We start from the raw sequence: 19,770 nt of genomic DNA on the forward strand, positions 1-19,770 counted from the left end.
CCATTTCACCCCCAATCGAACGCAGGTAATCTCTTTTTATTAGTCAAAAAGCAGTCTCCACTTATATCTACGGAACTATATGACTTTTCGTTTCATTTACCAGCATATTATAAAGCAAATCTGCCACTTTTTTAGTGTCATGGCGTATTACATTACCTTCATAGCTAAAAATGCGTTCTTGTATGATTTCAAGACCCATTCTTTTTAAACTTTCCACATCGTACACAACCGGTTTGGCATATTCAGCTTTATAACGTTCCTGAATTTCAAACGGTATTTCCTCATTATTAACAAGTATCCTGTCAATATATGCATTTCCCATATGATCATATATAGCTTTTATATGATCGCTTGCGCTATAATCCAGCGTCTCGCCTGCTTGTGTCATTAAATTGCAAATGTACACTTTCTTCGCCTTAGAGCGGCCTACTTCTTCACCAAGACCTGGAACAAGTAGATTAGGCAGAATGCTAGTATATAAGCTTCCTGGACCGATGACGATAAGATCTGCCTGCTTGATTTCTTGGAGAGTTTCACTGAGCGGCTTTATATGTTGGGGCGACAGAAATACTTTTTTTATTTTCTTTCCTGAAAAGGGGATTTTGGATTCTCCAGTAACAATCGATCCATCATCCATTTCCGCTTGGAGAACCACACTTTGGTTGGCAGCTGGCAGTACTTTACCCCGGACATTCAAGAATTTACTCATTTCCTGGATTGCATGGACAAAATCTCCCGTTAATGAGGTCATAGCAGCGAGAATCAGATTCCCCAACGAATGCCCGGACAACTCATTTTTACTCTGAAAGCGATGCTGAAACATTTGCTCAACAAGAGGCTCTACATCTGACAATGCAGCAAGAACGTTACGAATATCACCAGGTGCGGGGATATCCATGTCCTCACGAAGGCGCCCTGAACTTCCACCATCATCAGCTACCGTAACGATTGCTGTTATATCCACTGGATGCTTCTTTAATCCTCTTAATAAAACCGGAAGGCCGGTTCCCCCTCCAATGATCACAACTTTAGGCCGGTTCTTTTTATTTAACATCTTTTACTTTCCCCTTACTTTTTTCGATATCTCGATGAGACACCTGAACCCTGTATTCCTTTTGGAAGTAGTTCGAAATATACTCTGTCAATGCTACAGAACGGTGCTGACCTCCTGTACACCCAATCGCAATAACAAGTTGAGCTTTCCCTTCACGCTTATAATATGGAAGCATAAAGGTAAGCAGATCTGTTACCTTTTCTAAAAACTTTTGTGTCTCACTCCATTTTAAAACGTAGCTAGATACTTCTTGCTCCAACCCCGTCTTTGGCCTCATGTGGTCAATATAGTACGGATTGGGTAGAAAACGTACATCAAACACAAGGTCTGCATCTATAGGTAGACCATGCTTGAACCCAAAGGACATGACATTGACTGTAAATCCTACACTTTTATCCGTTGAAAATTCTGAAGCGATTTTTTCCCTTAATTCACGTGGCTTCAGCTGTGAAGTATTAAAAATCAATTGAGCCCTTCCCTTTAGTTCATCCAAGAGTTCCCGTTCCATTTTAATACCTTCTAATGGCCGGCCTAATGGAGCTAATGGATGGGTCCTTCTCGTTTCCTTATATCGACGGACCAAGGAATCATCATCAGCTTCAAGAAAAAGAATTCTTGGTGAGACCGATGATGTTTCTGTTAATTTGTCCAAAGCAAGAAATAAGGAATCAAAAAATTCTCTCCCCCGTAAATCCATAACAAGTGCTACTTTATTCATCTTATTCCCAGAGTCCTTCATTAACTCCAAAAACTTTGGCAATAAAGTGGGCGGCAAATTATCGACGCAAAAAAAGCCGAGGTCTTCAAAACTTTGAACCGCCACTGTCTTTCCTGCTCCTGACATTCCAGTTATGATGACCAATTGCGTTTCATTCATCTGCCCTGTACTCATTTTTCTCCGCCCCCATGTATAGCAATCTTTTTTATAAGTAAATATTAACCTGGATCTAGTCGATAAGAAAGCAACTTAAATTCAGGTGTATAGGTAAACGTTCCGTAAATAATTCCACTTCCATGAACCATATAGTCCAGAATGTGAAAATCCCCTTCAGCCATTTTCAGCTTTTTAACATCTTCTATAGGGTGCCAGAAAAGCTCCCCTTCTTCACATACATCTACATTGACACCATCAGAGTCCGTAGCAAAGAAAGTAAACATCATCCATTCTGACAACACCTTATCCCCATCCTTCATAATGAAGGTGAAAATGCCTTTGATGGTAGGGTTTTTTAAATAAACGCCTGTTTCTTCGCGAAACTCTCTTATACAGGCATCACGTATGGATTCTCCGGGCTCCATCTTGCCACCAGGAGCGACCCACCATCCGCGTCTTGGTTTTTTTAATAATAAGATTTGATTATCCTTAATCAATACACAGTTTGTGACACGTTGCACGTTCTTCACCTCAAATTGGCCTCTGCTCGACTATAGAAACCTTCACTCTTGCGTTCCAGAGATTCAGTTTATATCTTTAAACCGCCGCTAGACATCCATTTGGCGATTTACAAATGCTTATAGTTCAAACAAGCTGTATTTTAAATCTTACCCTTATGAATGATATATGTTTAGTATATCTTATCATTATACTATTTTTGAAATAAGCTAACAATAAAGTAACCTTCCTGCATTGGGGGAATATTCATCTCGTGGAATTACCGAGTAAATTTTTTCTCTAGCTTACCTCCTATTCTTCTCCACTTTCATTCCCTAAATGCAGAAGGCTATCTTACTTTCTATTACAACATATTGATTCTTCCTAGAAAATGGTAGGGAAGATATAGTCTTAAAGCAGGAAACAAAAAAAAGGACACAGATTCTTAATCTGTGTCCTCAACGTTTTATAATAAAAGGGGGTCAACTTCTACTCTTACTATACCCAATCATTATTTCACTGGTGTTACAACATAATTAAAACAGAATTACGATGTGTAAATTTTTGTATATAAATTATAATACTTAAGCCTTCGGTTGCAACTTTTCTTGAAGTTCTTCCACATAATGCTGAACAGATTGAGCAGCAATACTTCCATCACCTGTTGCTGTAACAATTTGGCGCAAAGTTTTTTCACGAACATCTCCAGCAGCAAAAATACCTGGGACCCGTGTTTCCATCCGATCATTCGTTTCGATGTAGCCTGTAGCATTCAAGATGCCTAATTTTTCAAATGGCTTAGTTAGTGGCAGCATTCCGATATAAATGAATACACCGTCTGCGTCCATTACTTTCTCTTCTCCATTTATTGTGGAAACAAGAGTGACACCACCAACTTTTCCGCCTTCTTCATTAATTTGCTTCAAAGTATGATTCCAGATGAAGTTAATTTTTTCATTGGCAAACGCACGATCCTGAAGGATTTTCTGTGCACGAAGCTCTTCACGTCTGTGAACGATCGTTACTTTCGAAGCAAAACGAGTTAGGTACACACCCTCTTCAACTGCAGAGTCCCCTCCGCCGATAACGAACAGTTCTTTTTCTTTAAAGAATGCTCCATCACAAACAGCACAATACGATACACCACGTCCGCCTAATTCTTTTTCGCCAGGAACGCCGATTTTCTTGTATTCGGCACCTGAAGAAATAATGATCGAACGAGCTTTAAATTCTTTAGAACCGGCAACAATTGTTTTATACTCTTCCCCGTCGATGATTTCCTTAACATCACCATAAGCATACTCCGCACCAAATTTCTTGGCATGGTCAAACATTTTTGTTGAAAGTTCAGGTCCGAGGATAGTGTCGAATCCTGGATAGTTTTCAACTTCCTCTGTGTTGGCCATTTGGCCGCCTGGTACTCCGCGTTCTAACATCAATGTTGAAAGGTTCGCACGTGATGTATAGACAGCAGCCGTCATCCCAGCAGGACCAGCTCCGATAATAACAACGTCATAAATTTTTTCAGACATGTTCTCACTCCTCCATATTCCATAACAAATGGAACCTTCACTAAGGTTAGTGTTCCCTACCTATTATCCTATATAACAAATAATTTTTCGTCCAAATATCTGCTCACTCTAGGAGCGTTTGAACCAATTTTACATACTTCGATAAGGTCGACACCGATATGAAATGTTTGTCTGCTATTGCCTGCTTGCTCATCTTTTCATTTTTAAGCTGATTCCATACGTATTCGACTGCAGATGCCCAGCCTGCTGGATTATTAAGCTTTTGCTCTGATTTAACCGCTTCGATGAAGACAGAAAACCACATTAAATAGAGCCCAGCTTCATCTAATTGAATCGGTTGAAAATGCTGATATAATAATTCAGCCGTTCGATCGGCAAAATCAATGGGTGTCAGTTGACGATTTTTTGCAGGAGCTTGCACCAGGTCCGCATAATCCCTTTCCAAGTCAGTGAAGTTCTGATTCAGGTTGAGGACCTGGTTTTTCAATAGCTTTTTCTTATGAACCGAATGTTTCAAAAGGAAAATAGCAAACAGTCTTTCTTCAATAAATTCGCTTTCAAGCCGTTTTATAATGGAAGGAAAATGATGTTCAAAACCATCAGAAGTTGCATTCATATCTCCCCAAGGCTCCATGCCTTCTTTTTCCGGATTCATTTCTACAACCTTTTTCCAAGCTTTTCTAGCTGCCTGTTCATGTCCTAAATGGAAGGCCGATATGGTAAGCCAATAGTAGAAGGTCCCATCTCCTTCAAACCCTTGTTTCTGCAATATTTTTAGCCATTTATATGCGGATGCATAGTTCCCGATTAACGCGAAAGTCGCACCAAGCTTGAAGCGATGTTCAGATAACATCGGCCGAATTTTTTCGAGCATTTGTATAAGCTCTTCCACCTTATCCTCATCCTGTTGATAATGATGGAAAACCACCAGGTTACAAAGCGCATGTAAGTTTCCTGGACTTTTTTCAAGTACCTCATCCAACGTTTCAAAAGCTTCATCTACCTGACCAAGGTAAAAATAAGCAAGTGCTAGATTATTATAAGCCGACCAATAATCCTGGAATTCGGCAATCGTTTCTTTTAGTACTTCAATTGCCTTAGGGAAATTCCCCGATTCTAAATACTCACGAGCCTTTTCCTGCTTGGAAATAAGTCCATCATGCTTAAAGAGATTTTCTTCGGATTCATCCGACTCGAAGGTAATGAGTTCAAGAAGATCCTCTGCATCATCGCTGAACTCTCCGTCTTCTTCTTTATCCAGGTATGCACTCGCGTGGCGGTAAGCCTCCTTGAACATGCCTAAATGAGCATAATTATTCGCCAGGAAGTAATGGCATTCCGACATATATGGATCCATCACATCCAAGATATTTTCCAGGAGGTTATTTGAATAATTATATTCGCCGATCTCTGAGCAGGTGATTGCCAATTGACAGGCTATCATCGGTTCTGACGGTTCAAGTTCCAGCGCACGTTCCAAGTATTTTTTTGATTTAGGTAGTTCTCGTCTATGATATGCTTTTAGACCCTTGGTGAAATAATACTCACCTGTCGGGTGAAAGGTTAGAATTTTTGCCTGTTGGCCAAATTTAGAGTCTTTACTCATGTAATCCTCCATCTACAAGTTGATTAACCATAGTATTATAACATATTGAAGAATATTTGCCGAACAATTCAAGAAAATGGAAAATGGATTTATGATACTTTTATTTAGAAATTATCAGGCAAAATACACGGGTTTTGAATCATCATTTTCTCATAAATGTTTTCCTTCACAGGTGTAAAAAAGAGCCATGATTATGAAGTGAACCCAAAAAGTTAGACACTTTATTTAATTAGGCGGCCTTGAGGGCATGAACCCGGTAATCTTCCTGGCTCATGACTTTTAATTTTACTTTGATTCGTTGATGATTGTCGTCGTAAACACTCAGAAAAAAACCTTTATAAGGAAAAATACCCTCCGAATTTGGGAGGGTATTTGTCTATTTATTCATTTTCTTTAGGTTCGTCTTTATCAGAATGTCTAGCCTTCAGTACATCAAGCACTGCTTGGAAAGGCAATTCTTGTTCTTGAAGAAGAACAAATAAGTGGTAGAGAAGGTCTGCACTTTCCATAGAAAGTTCTTCAGCATCGCGGTTTTTAGCAGCAATGATCACTTCAGCAGCCTCTTCCCCTACTTTTTTCAAGATTTTATCAACGCCCTTATCGAATAGGTAGGTTGTATAAGATCCTTCAGGCATCTCTGTTTTTCTTTTTCCAATCAATTTCTCTAATTCCATCAAGAAAGTCACATTTGTCTGTACCGCTTGTTGCGCTTCTTTATTTTGATATATCGTTTCGCTGAAACAGCTTGTTGCACCTGTATGGCATGCCGGCCCTGCAGGAACAACACGAACGACTATTGCATCCTGATCGCAGTCATACTTCATTTCTGTGATTTTTTGCGTATTTCCGCTCGTTTCTCCTTTATGCCATAACTCATTGCGTGAACGGCTGAAGAACACGGTTTCTCCTTTTTCTATGGATAATTGCAAGGATTCTTTATTCATATAAGCAAGTGTCAGCACTTCGCCAGTTCCTGCATCTTGGACAATCGCCGGAACCAGACCTTTTTCGTCATATATAATAGTTTCGAGATTCATCGTACAACCACTCCTTGTTGTTTGAGAAACGTTTTGACTTCTTTAACAGATGTTTCTTTATAATGAAAAATTGAGGCTGCTAACCCTGCGTCCGCTTTTCCTTCTTCAAAAGCTTCCTGGAAATGTTCCGCATTACCCGCGCCGCCAGAAGCAATAACAGGAACCGAAACTGCTTCCGATACTGCTTTTGTTAATGCGATATTAAAGCCCTGTTTTTCTCCGTCACAATCCATGCTTGTCAATAAAATTTCACCAGCACCACGTGTGACCGCTTCCTTCGCCCAATCAATTACTTCCCATTCAGTCGGTTTTCGTCCGCCATGGGTATAAACGCGCCATGAACCAAGCTCTTCATCATATCGCGCATCAATAGCAATTACGATACATTGAGCACCAAAATAATCGGAACCTTCATTAATTAAGTCAGGTCGTAAAACAGCTGCTGTATTTAAAGATACTTTATCTGCACCAGCACGTAAAATCTTCTTCATATCAGCTAGCGAATTAATACCGCCGCCAACTGTAAACGGGATTGCTAGACTGCCTGCAACCGCTTGAACGACGTCAACAATCGTTTCCCTACCTTCATGTGAAGCAGAAATATCAAGAAAGACAAGCTCATCAGCACCTTCTTGGTCGTAAAAGGCAGCTAGCTCGACTGGATCCCCGGCATCCCTTAAGGAAACAAATTGTATCCCCTTAACCACACGTCCGTCTTTTACATCCAGACAAGGAATAATTCGTTTGGTCAGCATTTAACCACGCACCTTTTCTACCGCTTCTTTTACAGTAAAGCGATTAGTATAAAGCGCCTTGCCAATAATCGCCCCTGCAACACCTTGAGCCTCATACTCCTTGAGGGTGATTAGATCTTCGAGCGAACTAATGCCGCCAGAAGCAATTACATTTTTGCCAGTTGCCTTCGCCATTGCCACAATCCCGTGCACATTTGGCCCTGAAAGCATGCCGTCTGTTGCAATATCGGTCACGATAAATGTCTCTGCGCCAGAATCAGCTAGTAGTTTCCCAAGCTCTATGGCCTGTGTTTCTGACGTTTGAAGCCAGCCATGAGTGGCAACCTTACCATCCTTCGCATCAATGCCAATCGCGATATGTTTTCCATATTTTCTGATCATATCTTTAGTAAATTCCGGGTCTGAAACGGCCGAGCTGCCTAGAATTACACGCTCTACACCATTATCAAGATAATGAGCAATGTCCTGCTCCGTTCGAATGCCTCCACCAATTTGGACGTGGGCACCTAACTCTTTGGCTGCTTTAATAACGTAGGAATCGTTGATACGAACGCCTTCTTTAGCTCCGTCCAGATCGACCATATGTATCCAATCCGCTCCTTGGTCCGCAAAACTTTTAGCCATATCAAAGGGGGAATCGCCATAAACCGTTTCCTGATTGTAGTCTCCCTGGATTAAGCGAACGCATTTGCCTCCACGCATATCAATCGCTGGGTAAATCGTAAAGTTGCTCAAGCTTTTTCCTTCCCTTCTACTAATGTCAAATAATTTTTCAAGAGTGACATGCCCATCTGGCCGCTTTTTTCCGGATGAAACTGCATCCCAAATACATTTCCTTTGCCAACAATTGCCGGTACTTCCACATCATAAGTTGCTGAAGCGGTAATGTATGACTCATCAGTATCAGCGTAATAAGAATGGACAAAATAAACGTGTTCCTCTTCAAGGCCTTCGATCAACGGCGATACATGTTTAAATTCAAGACGATTCCAGCCCATGTGCGGTACCTTATAAGTCATCTCATTGGCATCCATCCCCGTAAAACGAACGACTTTACCTGGGATGAGGGATAATCCTTTTGCTGGTCCATTTTCCTCGCTTTCATCAAAGAGAAGCTGCATACCCAAGCATATGCCTAATAAATAACCTCCACCGGCTACGTATTTTTTCAGGAATTCATCAAGCTTTTGTTTTTCCAAAAGACTCATAGCATCTCTGAAAGAACCGACACCGGGAAGAATAATGCCTGTCGCTTTAGAAAGTTCTTCTGGATCATCGGAAATGAATGAGTCAGCTCCAAGTCGTTCCAGCCCTTTACTGACAGAGAATAAATTCCCCATTCCGTAATCGACGATTCCTATCATTTACAACATTCCTTTCGTTGAAGGAATACCTTTAACCCGAGGATCAATGGTAGTAGCTTCGTCCAATGCTCGCCCAAGCGCTTTAAATATCGCCTCAATCATATGATGCGTGTTGTGACCGTAATGAACGACAACATGAAGGTTCATCCGGGCTTCAAGCGCAAACTTCCAAAGAAACTCGTGCACTAATTCAGTATCGAAGGTACCAACCTTTTGTGAAGGAAACTCTGCACGAAACTCAAGATGGGGCCGATTACTTAAATCGATGACAACCTGCGCAAGTGCTTCATCCATAGGCACGAAAGCATTTCCGTAACGCTTTATACCACGCTTGTCTCCAAGAGCTTCCAATAATGTTTGACCTAAGCAAATACCAATATCTTCAGTTGTATGATGATCATCGACTTCTGTATCGCCCTTCGCATCAACGGTCAAATCAAACTTCCCGTGCTTCGTGAACAAATCAAGCATATGCGTCATAAACGGAACACCCGTCATAATTGAGGAATTCCCTTCCCCATCTACACCAAACTTCAAGCTAATATCAGTCTCATTCGTCTTCCGCTCCACACTAGCAAAACGCTCCATTACAACTCCTCCTCATTGGGGTCAGACCCCATTTCCCAGATGCAAAAATGCATTACAAATACTTTTATATCAATGTTTTCCGTATTATTTTCAGGGGTCAGGCCCTATTTCCCAAGTTTATTCGCACCGCGAGATTCGATTGCGCGGGCATGAGCTTCGAGGCCTTCCATGCGGGCAAAGGCAGCGATTTTCTCCGCATTTTGACGGAAGGCGGTTTCGCTGTACATGATGATGCTGGACTTCTTTTGGAAATCATCCACATTCAGAGGGCTGGAAAAGCGGGCCGTCCCATTAGTAGGCAACACATGATTTGGGCCTGCAAAATAATCACCGACTGGCTCCGAACTAAAGCGACCAATAAAGATGGCCCCTGCATGGCGAATTTTAGCCATTACTTCGAGTGAATTATATGTCATAATTTCTAAATGCTCTGGTGCCAGTTCATTGATGGCCCCAACAGCTTCCACCATATTTTCGCATACAACAATTCGTCCATAATCATTAATGGATGCAGCTGCAATATCACAGCGTGGAAGTAACGCTACCTGCTTGTTCACTTCCGCTAACACTTCTTCAGCCAGCTCCATTGAAGTCGTCACCAGAACACTGCAAGCACGAGCATCATGCTCTGCCTGTGATAGCAAGTCCGCTGCCACTTCTGAAGCAATTGCGGAATCGTCAGCTAACACGGCTATTTCGCTAGGCCCGGCAATCATATCGATGGCAACGTCCCCGAATACTTCCCGTTTTGCTAACGCCACATAAATATTTCCTGGACCTACTATTTTATCAACTTTCACAATTGTTTCTGTCCCATAAGCAAGAGCCGCTATAGCCTGAGCGCCTCCAACCTTATAGATTTCTGTCACTCCAGCAATTTTCGCTGCCGCTAAAACCGCTGGCGTTAATTTTCCATCTTTTCCTGGAGGAGATACCATAACGATTCGTTCCACCCCTGCAGCTTTAGCCGGCATTGTGTTCATCAGTACAGATGAAGGGTATGCTGCTGTGCCACCTGGGACATACACTCCAACCGCATCAAGAGGTGTTAATTTTTGTCCAAGCATTGTTCCCGTATCATCAGTGGTAATCCATGAATTGCGAATTTGTTTCTCGTGAAACAATCGAATATTATCTGCCGCTTCTTGGATTATTGCAAGCTGCTCTACTGTTAATGCTGCTGTTGCTTCTTCAATTTCCTGTTCGGAAACGAGTAATTCCTCAAGACTTACACCATCAAAACGCTCAGTATAATTATGTAAAGCGGCGTTTCCGCTTTTTCTTACATCATAAATAATATCCTGAACCGCTTTTCGTTGATCAGCCGTACCTGCATCAACCGAGCGCTTCAGTGAAATTCCTTCTGCTAACCGTTCAATTTTCATACGCTCACCTCATTAGCGATTCTTTTACTATTCTATAATTTCTGCTAAACGATCCACAATTTCAGTAATCCTTGCTTCTTTTATCCTGTAGCTGACAGGGTTTGCCACCAACCTTGAAGTCACATCAGCAATTTTCGCATATTCAACAAGACCGTTTTCCTTCAACGTCTGTCCCGTTGAAACGATATCCACAATTCGTTCAGCTAAGCCAATTAAAGGAGCTAACTCAATAGATCCGTTCAATTTAATAATTTCGACTTGCTCTCCCTGTTCACGGAAATAACTAGAGGCCACATTGGGATATTTACTGGCTATTTTTGGCGCGATGTCGCTAATTTTCGTACCAGGAAGACCAGCAACAGCTAAGTAGCAGGCACTGATTTTCAAATCAAGTAACTCATATACATCTCGTTCTTCCTCTAACATAACATCCTTACCTGCAATTCCAATGTCCGCAACACCGTGTTCCACATAGGTTACAACATCCATCGGTTTAGCTAAAATAAAACGTAGATTCTCCTCTTCTACTTCAAGAATTAATTTCCGGGAATCATCAAACTCAGGAGGTAGACGGAAACCGGCCTTTCTTAATAGCTCTGCCGCTTCTTCAAAGATTCTCCCTTTAGGCATCGCAATTGTTAAAAAGCTATTATTCATCTTTTCCATTCCCTCCATTCCCCACAAATAAATGCACTTCTGAAAATGTTCTTGTAAACGCATCAACATTTTGAACGACCGTGATATCTTGAATCGTCACCCGTTTTCCTTCAGATCGTTTTGATTTTGCAAAATCAAGTGCTTCCATTCTTCGTTCGGGAGTGAATAAAATACATTCCGGCGCAACAGGCTGCATAGGTTCCCCAAGTGCTTCAGCAAGACGATCCACACGGATGGCAAAACCCGTAGCAGAAGCATTCCAGCCGAATTTTTCAAGCAGGTTATCGTAGCGGCCACCATTACCGATTGGTGAACCTACTTGATCTGCATACACTTCAAATAAAGTTCCTGTGTAATAGCTCATATGGCTGACTAATGTTAAATCAAAGCTCACATATTGAGCCACGCCAAATTCTTTCAACTGCGCAGATAATTCCTTCAGTTCACCTAAAGAATCTTGTCCTTTGTTGTTTTCAACCAAATCCAAAGCTTTTGTCAGCGTGTCTTCACTACCTCTTAATGTAATAAACTCGATGAGCCTTTGTTTATCAATAGATGAAAGCGGCAGTGATTTTACATGCTCCCTAAAACCTACATAATTCTTCTCATATAAAAACTTCCTTAATACAGAGGCTCTTTCTTCCGTACCTAGAATGCTCAAGAAAAATTCCTGTAAAAATCCAATATGACCAATGGAAATCTTAAATTCCTGAAGTCCGGATGCCTTTAAAACATCTGCCAGTAACGCAATCATTTCAGCGTCGGCACAGATTGACTTATTTCCGATACATTCAATACCAATCTGTTCGAATTCTGCTGGTCGGCCGCCTTCACGCTGCTGAGCACGGTACACATTTGCTGAATAGGCAAGGCGAAGCGGTATTTGCTGTTTTAACAGTTTGGATGCCGCAACCCGTGCAATAGGGGCTGTCATATCCGGTCGAAGTACAAGCGTATGGCCCTGAGAATCAAGCAGTTTAAACAACTGCTGATCCAAAATAGCTGAAGCTTCACCAATTGTTTCATAATATTCCAAAGTAGGCGTTTCAATAAATTGATAACCCCACTTCTTGATTTCATCACTCATTTTATTTCGGACCGAGGCTTTCGTTTCATATAGCACCGGCAGTGTATCTCTCATGCCTAACGGTTTCTCAAACATAAATGGCTTAGTCACGACTGCACATCCTTTTGAATAATGGTTACTTTATATATATTTCCAATCGGTCCGCCTTTAAGCAAAAACCAATGTCATTACAAGTATTCATTTTTGTATATACAATTATCTTTCCAAGATAAAACACTTAAAACCCACTGGGCTAACATATAAAATAGTATCAAAAAAAATAACATAATCATATAAATACTCACAATTATCTATTAAATCACTTTAGTTCGCTAATATGGTAGCAAGATGAAGTTATTAATAGTTTACCCCTGCCCCTATCTCCCGTCAAGAAAAAGGTGACTGACCCTATTTCCCAAAATAATTAACGGTTACTAATACTTACAGCAGCAAGGTTTTGGAATAAAAAGTAAAGGCTCAGATCCTATTCCCTAGACCTATATACCTATCTTCAGCCAATCTTTGTTATTGATGTATACCTTTTGTTTAGGCTGTCTTATACTTTTTAGGAGATTGGTATTATTTTATTTTAGGGGGAAATGAGATTGAAGAGAATTTTTTCGTTTTTTGTTGCATGTGTCGTTCTTTTTTCGCTTGGTTTTAGCGGAACAAAGAGCTTTGCCGCAACTATGATTAACCAGGATGAGCTGAAAGCATATCTGACTGAAATAAGAATGACACAAGTTGAACTGGAAGATTATTTAGCATACTACGACTTGACATTAGATGAGTTAGAATCGGTAGCAGAGCTGCGTGATACGTTGGGACCGACTGTCACTCCTGAGACTTTACAGAATCTGCTTAATGAATATGAAATGACCGAAGAAGAACTTACGGACTTATTAATTGAATACGGCGAACTTGAAGAGGGAGAATCCATTATCGATACCTTCCACTTCATTTATGACATTGAAGATCTAATTTATTTAGAAATGGATTATGATGAGGAAGACATGGATTATGATGAGGAAGAGATGCTCGATTTAATGGATGGACTCTTTACTGAGATCGGTCTTACAGACGAAGAGCTTGAAAGATTCATGAACCACCTTTTACCCATCGTTGAGGACCCAGCTTTTGAAGATCGTCTAATGGCGATTTCCGATAGGATGGACCAATTCGAATATTTTGAAACGATTGATGAATTGTCTGCGGAACAAGTAGCGGAATTGCTTTCGATTTATAATGATTTGCAAAGCTTGCTACAAATTCAATTCAAATTTGCCTTAATACAGGACGGTGTCACCACAAACCTATCCCTTGAAGCATTATTCAAGCTTGATGAATTGACGAATGCTAGTTTACTAGTTTCAATCTATGATTTAAGCGGCAACCTTTTACTAGATTTTAAATTGACAGGTGAAATGATTGGTTCCAATTTAGTAAAAGAAACCGGTAATGACCTAAAACAGTCTACTGAGGTCATATCTAAAGTAGTGGATGTAAAATCTAAAGTGGTGAATGTAAAAAAAATAAAGAAGAAACCCACACATAAAACTGTAAAAGGCGGAGTGTTGCCTAAAACAGCTGGCAATTACCTATTCGGTTCATTAATCGGTTTAATCATGATAGCCTTTGCATTTGGATTATTTAGAAAAGCGAGACTCGTTAAGTAAAATGAGCGAAAATAGGCATTCTAAGCACAAAAAAAGATGGTTGATTGCCACTGCGGCTTGCTTTTTGATCGTGGGTTTTTATTTTACAACGACGAACGCTTATACACTGTTAAAAGGATATGCCATATATAAATGGAATAAATCTGAAACAACTGAGGCAACAGCTAAACACCCAGAAACAAAGGCTGATACTCCGGACGAGGATGAACTATATGATACACGACCGGAAACAGGTGATTTAATAGGTGAGCTTTATATTCCAAAGCTTGAGGCAACACTTCCGATCTACCATGGAACGAATGAAGATGAACTTGAAAAGGGTGTCGGTCATTTCGCTGAGTCGGTCCTACCAGGTGAGATGGATAATTCCGTTTTATCTGGACATCGAGATACCATTTTCAGGAAGCTTGGTGAAGTTGGAAAAGGTGACTTGCTTATTACCAAAACAGAAGCTGGCACGTTTACCTATAAAGTGAGGAAGGTCCGTATCGTCGATGCTGATGACCGTACGGTGATTGTACCCAAGCCTAAATCCACACTTACTGTAACAACCTGCTACCCATTCTCATATATTGGTAATGCACCTGAAAGGTATGTACTGATCGCTGATTTACTTAAATCGGAAATAGACAATTAAAAATGAGGGCTGCATGCTTTTGCAGCCCTCTCTCCATATAAAAATGGTAGGAGGACAAATTCAAAATGGATAAAAATGCTCAGGAAAAGTTTTTTCAAATATTAAAAAATACGTATGATACTACAACTAACGAAGAGAATATATCGATTGACGAATTCATCGGCCAAATAAAGAATGAATTGACTTCACTATACCCAAAATTACATTAAAAAGGACTTGCCACATAGAATGGCAAATCCTTATTTTCATAAAGAAGTTTGCTGTTCCCGATTCAGCATTTCCTCTTTTGTATAAATAATTTTCATTGGATTTCCTCCTACGAAAGCTCCCTCGGGAACATCTTTATGGACTAGTGTACCAGCAGAGACAATCGATCCATTTCCAATTGTAAGTCCTGGGAGAATAGTTGAATTGGCTCCAATCAATACTTCGTCTCCAATCACGACTTCTCCTAACCGATATTCATTAATTAAATATTCATGAGCAAGAATCGTCGTATTATAGCCGATAACAGTATTTTTCCCCACAGATATTTTTTCTGGAAACATCACATCCGGCATGACCATCAAGGCGAATGAAGTATGCTTTCCAACTTTCATATGTAAAAAAGTCCTGTAAAGCCAATTCTTCATGCCTAAAAACGGTGTATAACGCGCTAACTGAATCACCACAAAGTTCTTCACGACTTTCCAGAATGGTACGGTCTTATACACATGCCAAAGTGAGTTAGCCCCTTCTACCGAATAGCGGGTTGTGCGTCTCATTTTCTAACCTCTGTATGCTTTTCAATCTCTATGATATTCAGTAAGTCAGCCATTTGCTCTAGCATATAGTCAGGATGATAGCTTTCTAAAAATTCACGTCCTCTAATCGACCACGCGACACCCGCTGTTTTGGTACCCGTATTTTTCCCGCCAAGAATATCATGATAACTGTCTCCAACCATGATTGCCTCTTCAGGAACCGAACCGAGTTGGTTTAACGCTTTAACCAGCGGCTCTGGATCCGGCTTGGCTTTTTCCACATCATCCAGAGTGACCACGACATCAAAGAATTGGTCAAGTTTGCTTAAACGCAGACCTTTTTCGACGACATCACGTTTCTTCGTCGTAACGACCGCCAATTTATAGCCACTCTGCTTCAAAGTTTGAATTGTTTCAAACACACCGTCATACTGTGTCACAAGTAAATCATGATTCTTCCAATTGTGCTCCCGATAGAAAGCGATCATTTCATCTATACGTTCCGGATCTATAGACGAAAACGTATCAACCAAAGTCGGGCCGATAAATGGAATAATATCCTCCCGCTTGAACTGCCCCGGAGAATAATGATCTAAAGTTTTTGTAAAAGAGTCGATAATCAATTCAATAGTATTGATTAACGTTCCATCAAGGTCAAATAATAATGTAGTTATGTTACTGTTCATATACAGCTTCCTTCCTCTGCACACTGTCAGTCCGATTCCAAATATAAGCGACTACCATCGTTAGCACAATAGCGGTGATTAATCTGATAAGTAATAACGGCAAAACCGGAATCCCCAGTGGAATAAAAATTAGTGTATCCTCTATAACAGCATGACAAGCAACTAAAAAGATAAATGCAATCGTCATATCCTTCTTCGAGACATTATCTTCTTTCGCTGCTTGAATCATTACTCCTGCCCCATATGCAAGACCAAGCGTCAACCCTGTTACAAATGGCATAGAGGCATTTGGCTTCATCCCTAAAACTCTCATAAAAGGAGCAAGAGCTTTTGAGAAAGCTTCTAACCATTTTAAATCTTTCATGATTTGAACGGCGACCATAAGCGGGATAACGATAACCGCCAGTTGGGCTATTCCGGAAAGAGCTTGCATAACCCCATGTAAAAGGATGGCACCAATCCCTGTAATCTCGGCTGTCTCCCGGATAGCAATTCCTTGTGCCATTTCCGATCCGCCCTGCCAAACGAGATTGATGACAACCGCAGATAAAAGCGCCAGTCCAATCCGTACAGTTAAAATGATCCACAGCTTGACACCAGTTTTCATCGCCACACCTGATTCAATTAATAAATTATGTGAAAAAGATAACATCATAGCGATAATAAATACCTCTTTCACAGTCAGGTCTAGCGTTAATATGCCTGCAATCGCTGCATATAAGTTCAAGAAATTCCCTAGAACGAGCGGGATTGCCGCGTCACCAGGAAGGCCGATGAGATTCATCAATGGTGCTATCAAGTTAATGATCCATGGCAATACAGGTGTATATTGAAGCACGGTAACAATCAACGTAACTGGAAAAATCACTTTTCCCAATGACCAAGTTGTATTCAAGCCAGAAAGGAGCCCCTTTTTAACTGAATCTACTATCACTATGCCCTCTCCCTTTACACATATTCTCTATGCATCTAAATATCTTTTCTCGGCATATCCACGGACCCTTCTAAAGATCACTAATGCAATAGCAACAGCGATTAACACAATGGAAATCACTTGTGCGATACGTAGTGACTCCGTTAACATCAAGCTATCTGTCCGTAGTCCTTCAATGTAAAAACGGCCAATAGAATACCAGAATACATACGTTAAAAATAGCTCGCCCCTACGCAGGTTCACTTTACGTAAACTTAGAAGAATAATTACACCGATAATATTCCAAAGCGATTCGTACAAAAAGGTTGGATGATAATACGTTCCATTTATGTACATTTGGTTAATAATGAATTCAGGCAGATGCATATTTTCCAAGAACGATCTTGTTATTTCTCCTCCATGCGCTTCCTGATTCATAAAATTACCCCAACGGCCAATTGCCTGACCTAACAATAAACTCGGTGCAGCGATATCAGCCAACTTCCAGAACGAGACTTTCTTCACCTTAGCAAAGACTATCGCGGTCAGTACCGAACCGATTAACGCACCGTGGATTGCAATTCCACCATTCCATATCTTAATGATATCCCCAGGATTTTGTGAATAGTACTCCCACTGGAAGATGACATAATAAATACGTGCACAAATGATTGCGATAGGGACGGCAAACAAAATCAAATCCGTAAATATTTCCTTATCAAGACCTCTTCTCTCACATTCCCTTAAAGCAATAATAAGACCTAGTAACACTCCGAAACCGATAATTAGACCATACCAATGTATCTGGATTGGCCCGAGATCAATTGCAATCGGATTCAGCGGCTGTATAGCTTGTTCCATTTCGTCCCCTCTTTTCCTATATACCTATTCATTAAAATTCATCATGATCCGGGTCTGCAATCGCATGATTCAAACGATCTGAAAATTGTTCTGCAGCATTTACTCCCATCCGTTTTAGACGATAGTTCATGGCTGCCACTTCAATAATAACAGCTAAATTTCGTCCAGGGCGGACAGGTACAGTTATTTTCGTAACTTCCGTATCAATTATTTTCATTTTTTCTTCATCAAGACCAACCCGGTCATATTGCTTATTTTTTTCCCATAGTTCAAGATTAATGACTATCGAGATTTTTTTATTGCTCCGGACAGCACCAGCCCCAAATAGCGTCATTACATTAATGATTCCTAACCCTCGGATTTCAAGAAGATGTTCAATCAAATCAGGAGCATTCCCGACTAACGTATCCTGATCTTCCTGACGGATTTCTACACAGTCATCTGCAACAAGTCGATGGCCCCGTTTCACTAATTCAAGCGCTGTCTCACTTTTACCGACCCCGCTTTTTCCAGTAATCAATACACCTAAGCCATAGATATCTACTAATACACCATGAACGGCTGTAGTTGGTGCTAGTCTACTTTCAAGGAAGTTGGTCAGACGGCTGTACAACCTTGTAGTCTTCATATTAGATCTCATCACAGGAACGGACTCCCGCTCAGATGCTTCAATCAACTCTATTGGCACTTCCTGACCACGCGTAATGATAATGCCTGGTGTAAAGTCCCTACATAGTTCTTCCATCCTCTGTATTCGATCCGGCTCATTCAATCGATTAAAAAACGACATCTCCGTCATACCTAAGAGCTGTACTCGATCCGCAGGATAATAATCAAAAAAACCAGCTATTTCAAGTCCTGGACGAGATAAGTCACTAGTGACAATTGGGCGATTAATTCCTTCTTCTCCGCTGATAAGTTCTAGACCGAATGCTTCAACTATATCTTTTGTACGGACTTTTGCCATATATCTTTCCTCCTTTTGGAGCGATACTATTTTTAGCGATACTTTTTCTATTTTAGCATTTTTCTGTTAATAACCAAACAAAGCATTATCGATTTATTCTTTTTTTCTGATGAACATGCTACTTTTTATTCCACTCGTTTGATTATAATAATGGATAAAGTATTTTTGGAAAGGAAAGAATTACATGAAAATCATTATTGATGCAGGGCATGGGTATAATACTCCCGGCAAACAATCTCCTGAGGGTATGAAGGAATATGAATTCAATAGGGAAACGGCTGAATTTACGAAGTTCTATTTAGAAAAATCAAAAGCAGTCACCGTTCATTTTGTTCATGAAGACGGGCGAGATGTTCCACTTAAGGAACGTATAAACAGAGCCATTTCACTCGGAGCTGACTTATATATCTCCATTCATGCAAACGCCTTTGGTTCTGGAAGTTGGCATGAGGCAAATGGAATTGAAACGTTCATTTATCTCTCGAGACCGAAAGAGTCACTTTCCATAGCTGAAAAGGTCCAAAGCGAACTTGTTAAAGCTACTCAGTTAAAAAATAGAGGGGTAAAAACCGCCAATTTCCAGGTTTTACGCGAAACAAGATGTCCGGCCATTTTAGTCGAATGCGGGTTTATGACCAATCAAAAAGAAGCATCTCTTTTAAAAACTACGGCGTACCGGCAAAAATGCGGAGAATCTATTGCTAAAAGCATCCTCGCCTACTATAACCTCCAAGCTGATGTAAACCCCATTATGTATAAAGTTCAAATAGGTGCCTTTACAGAAAAGAAAAATGCAGAGGCACTTGTCAAAAGGTTAGCCAAAGATGGTTACAAAGCAATCATTAGCGTACAAAAATAAATGAAAGCCCCC

Annotated in this window: 22 protein-coding genes; 4 read left to right on the plus strand and 18 right to left on the minus strand. The window is 40.5% G+C overall.

Annotated elements, in window-relative coordinates:
- Positions 1-67: 67 nt before the first annotated feature.
- The 13 genes from NST21_RS26255 to NST21_RS26315 form a co-directional block, all read right to left on the minus strand.
- Positions 68-1,054 carry a gluconeogenesis factor YvcK family protein gene (locus NST21_RS26255; protein WP_340892144.1) on the minus strand — a complete coding sequence of 329 codons (987 nt, stop codon included), beginning with the start codon at positions 1,052-1,054 and terminating at the stop codon, positions 68-70.
- Entirely contained in the window at positions 1,044-1,946 is a 903-nt protein-coding gene (gene rapZ, locus NST21_RS26260) for an RNase adapter RapZ (RefSeq protein WP_056524506.1), read from the minus strand. Before rapZ ends, NST21_RS26255 begins: the two co-directional genes overlap by 11 nt.
- A gap of 44 nt (positions 1,947-1,990) precedes the next feature.
- A complete protein-coding gene (locus NST21_RS26265) occupies positions 1,991-2,449 on the minus strand; it encodes an 8-oxo-dGTP diphosphatase (protein WP_053348608.1) in 459 nt (152 codons plus the stop codon).
- Between the two features lie 561 nt (positions 2,450-3,010).
- Positions 3,011-3,958, minus strand: coding sequence for a thioredoxin-disulfide reductase (trxB, locus tag NST21_RS26270; RefSeq protein WP_056524504.1), 948 nt, complete (start codon positions 3,956-3,958; stop codon positions 3,011-3,013).
- Positions 3,959-4,061: 103 nt separating this feature from the next.
- Positions 4,062-5,564: a tetratricopeptide repeat protein gene (locus NST21_RS26275; RefSeq protein ID WP_340892148.1), complete on the minus strand. Its 1,503-nt coding sequence runs from the start codon at positions 5,562-5,564 to the stop codon at positions 4,062-4,064.
- A 380-nt stretch (positions 5,565-5,944) separates the two neighbouring features.
- Complete coding sequence (gene hisIE / locus NST21_RS26280) at positions 5,945-6,601, minus strand: bifunctional phosphoribosyl-AMP cyclohydrolase/phosphoribosyl-ATP diphosphatase HisIE (RefSeq protein WP_340892150.1); 657 nt, start codon at positions 6,599-6,601, stop codon at positions 5,945-5,947.
- Positions 6,598-7,356 (minus strand): imidazole glycerol phosphate synthase subunit HisF, encoded by a 759-nt coding sequence (gene hisF, locus NST21_RS26285; RefSeq protein ID WP_053348604.1) that lies wholly within the window; start codon positions 7,354-7,356, stop codon positions 6,598-6,600. The genes hisIE and hisF overlap by 4 nt, the downstream gene beginning before the upstream one ends.
- The gene (gene hisA, locus NST21_RS26290) at positions 7,357-8,091 is read right to left on the minus strand and encodes a 1-(5-phosphoribosyl)-5-[(5-phosphoribosylamino)methylideneamino]imidazole-4-carboxamide isomerase (protein ID WP_340892153.1); all 735 of its coding nucleotides are present in this window, start codon (positions 8,089-8,091) and stop codon (positions 7,357-7,359) included.
- Positions 8,088-8,720 (minus strand): imidazole glycerol phosphate synthase subunit HisH, encoded by a 633-nt coding sequence (gene hisH, locus NST21_RS26295; protein WP_340892155.1) that lies wholly within the window; start codon positions 8,718-8,720, stop codon positions 8,088-8,090. Before hisH ends, hisA begins: the two co-directional genes overlap by 4 nt.
- Complete coding sequence (hisB, locus tag NST21_RS26300) at positions 8,721-9,308, minus strand: imidazoleglycerol-phosphate dehydratase HisB (RefSeq protein ID WP_056524495.1); 588 nt, start codon at positions 9,306-9,308, stop codon at positions 8,721-8,723.
- Positions 9,309-9,412: 104 nt separating this feature from the next.
- Positions 9,413-10,693 carry a histidinol dehydrogenase gene (hisD, locus tag NST21_RS26305; protein ID WP_340892156.1) on the minus strand — a complete coding sequence of 427 codons (1,281 nt, stop codon included), beginning with the start codon at positions 10,691-10,693 and terminating at the stop codon, positions 9,413-9,415.
- A 27-nt stretch (positions 10,694-10,720) separates the two neighbouring features.
- A complete protein-coding gene (gene hisG / locus NST21_RS26310) occupies positions 10,721-11,350 on the minus strand; it encodes an ATP phosphoribosyltransferase (protein ID WP_053348866.1) in 630 nt (209 codons plus the stop codon).
- A complete protein-coding gene (locus NST21_RS26315; protein WP_056524489.1) occupies positions 11,343-12,527 on the minus strand; it encodes an ATP phosphoribosyltransferase regulatory subunit in 1,185 nt (394 codons plus the stop codon). Before NST21_RS26315 ends, hisG begins: the two co-directional genes overlap by 8 nt.
- 494 nt (positions 12,528-13,021) lie before the next feature.
- Between NST21_RS26315 and NST21_RS26320 the strand changes: the two genes are divergently transcribed.
- From NST21_RS26320 to NST21_RS26330, 3 genes are all read left to right on the plus strand, one after another.
- Complete coding sequence (locus NST21_RS26320; RefSeq protein WP_057215878.1) at positions 13,022-14,092, plus strand: processed acidic surface protein; 1,071 nt, start codon at positions 13,022-13,024, stop codon at positions 14,090-14,092.
- A gap of 1 nt (position 14,093) precedes the next feature.
- On the plus strand, positions 14,094-14,729 hold the full coding sequence (locus tag NST21_RS26325) for a class D sortase (protein ID WP_056524485.1): 636 nt from the start codon (positions 14,094-14,096) through the stop codon (positions 14,727-14,729).
- A 65-nt stretch (positions 14,730-14,794) separates the two neighbouring features.
- Positions 14,795-14,938: a hypothetical protein gene (locus tag NST21_RS26330; RefSeq protein ID WP_157443913.1), complete on the plus strand. Its 144-nt coding sequence runs from the start codon at positions 14,795-14,797 to the stop codon at positions 14,936-14,938.
- Positions 14,939-14,974: 36 nt separating this feature from the next.
- Here NST21_RS26330 and NST21_RS26335 read toward each other — a convergent pair whose 3' ends face one another.
- The 5 genes from NST21_RS26335 to hprK are packed head-to-tail and all read right to left on the minus strand — an operon-like array spanning position 14,975 to position 18,899.
- On the minus strand, positions 14,975-15,493 hold the full coding sequence (locus NST21_RS26335; RefSeq protein WP_340892158.1) for an acyltransferase: 519 nt from the start codon (positions 15,491-15,493) through the stop codon (positions 14,975-14,977).
- Positions 15,490-16,158 (minus strand): pyrophosphatase PpaX, encoded by a 669-nt coding sequence (ppaX, locus tag NST21_RS26340; RefSeq protein ID WP_056524479.1) that lies wholly within the window; start codon positions 16,156-16,158, stop codon positions 15,490-15,492. The genes NST21_RS26335 and ppaX overlap by 4 nt, the downstream gene beginning before the upstream one ends.
- Positions 16,148-17,092: a nucleoside recognition domain-containing protein gene (locus NST21_RS26345; RefSeq protein WP_340892159.1), complete on the minus strand. Its 945-nt coding sequence runs from the start codon at positions 17,090-17,092 to the stop codon at positions 16,148-16,150. The genes ppaX and NST21_RS26345 overlap by 11 nt, the downstream gene beginning before the upstream one ends.
- A gap of 27 nt (positions 17,093-17,119) precedes the next feature.
- Positions 17,120-17,932 carry a prolipoprotein diacylglyceryl transferase gene (gene lgt, locus NST21_RS26350; protein WP_057215885.1) on the minus strand — a complete coding sequence of 271 codons (813 nt, stop codon included), beginning with the start codon at positions 17,930-17,932 and terminating at the stop codon, positions 17,120-17,122.
- A 31-nt stretch (positions 17,933-17,963) separates the two neighbouring features.
- On the minus strand, positions 17,964-18,899 hold the full coding sequence (gene hprK, locus NST21_RS26355) for an HPr(Ser) kinase/phosphatase (protein ID WP_056524472.1): 936 nt from the start codon (positions 18,897-18,899) through the stop codon (positions 17,964-17,966).
- A gap of 184 nt (positions 18,900-19,083) precedes the next feature.
- Between hprK and NST21_RS26360 the strand changes: the two genes are divergently transcribed.
- The gene (locus tag NST21_RS26360) at positions 19,084-19,758 is read left to right on the plus strand and encodes an N-acetylmuramoyl-L-alanine amidase (protein ID WP_340892160.1); all 675 of its coding nucleotides are present in this window, start codon (positions 19,084-19,086) and stop codon (positions 19,756-19,758) included.
- Positions 19,759-19,770: the final 12 nt, after the last annotated feature.

Origin of the sequence: Peribacillus sp. FSL K6-1552 (assembly GCF_038005205.1) — a bacterium.
Classification (GTDB): Bacteria; Bacillota; Bacilli; order Bacillales; family DSM-1321; genus Peribacillus; species Peribacillus butanolivorans.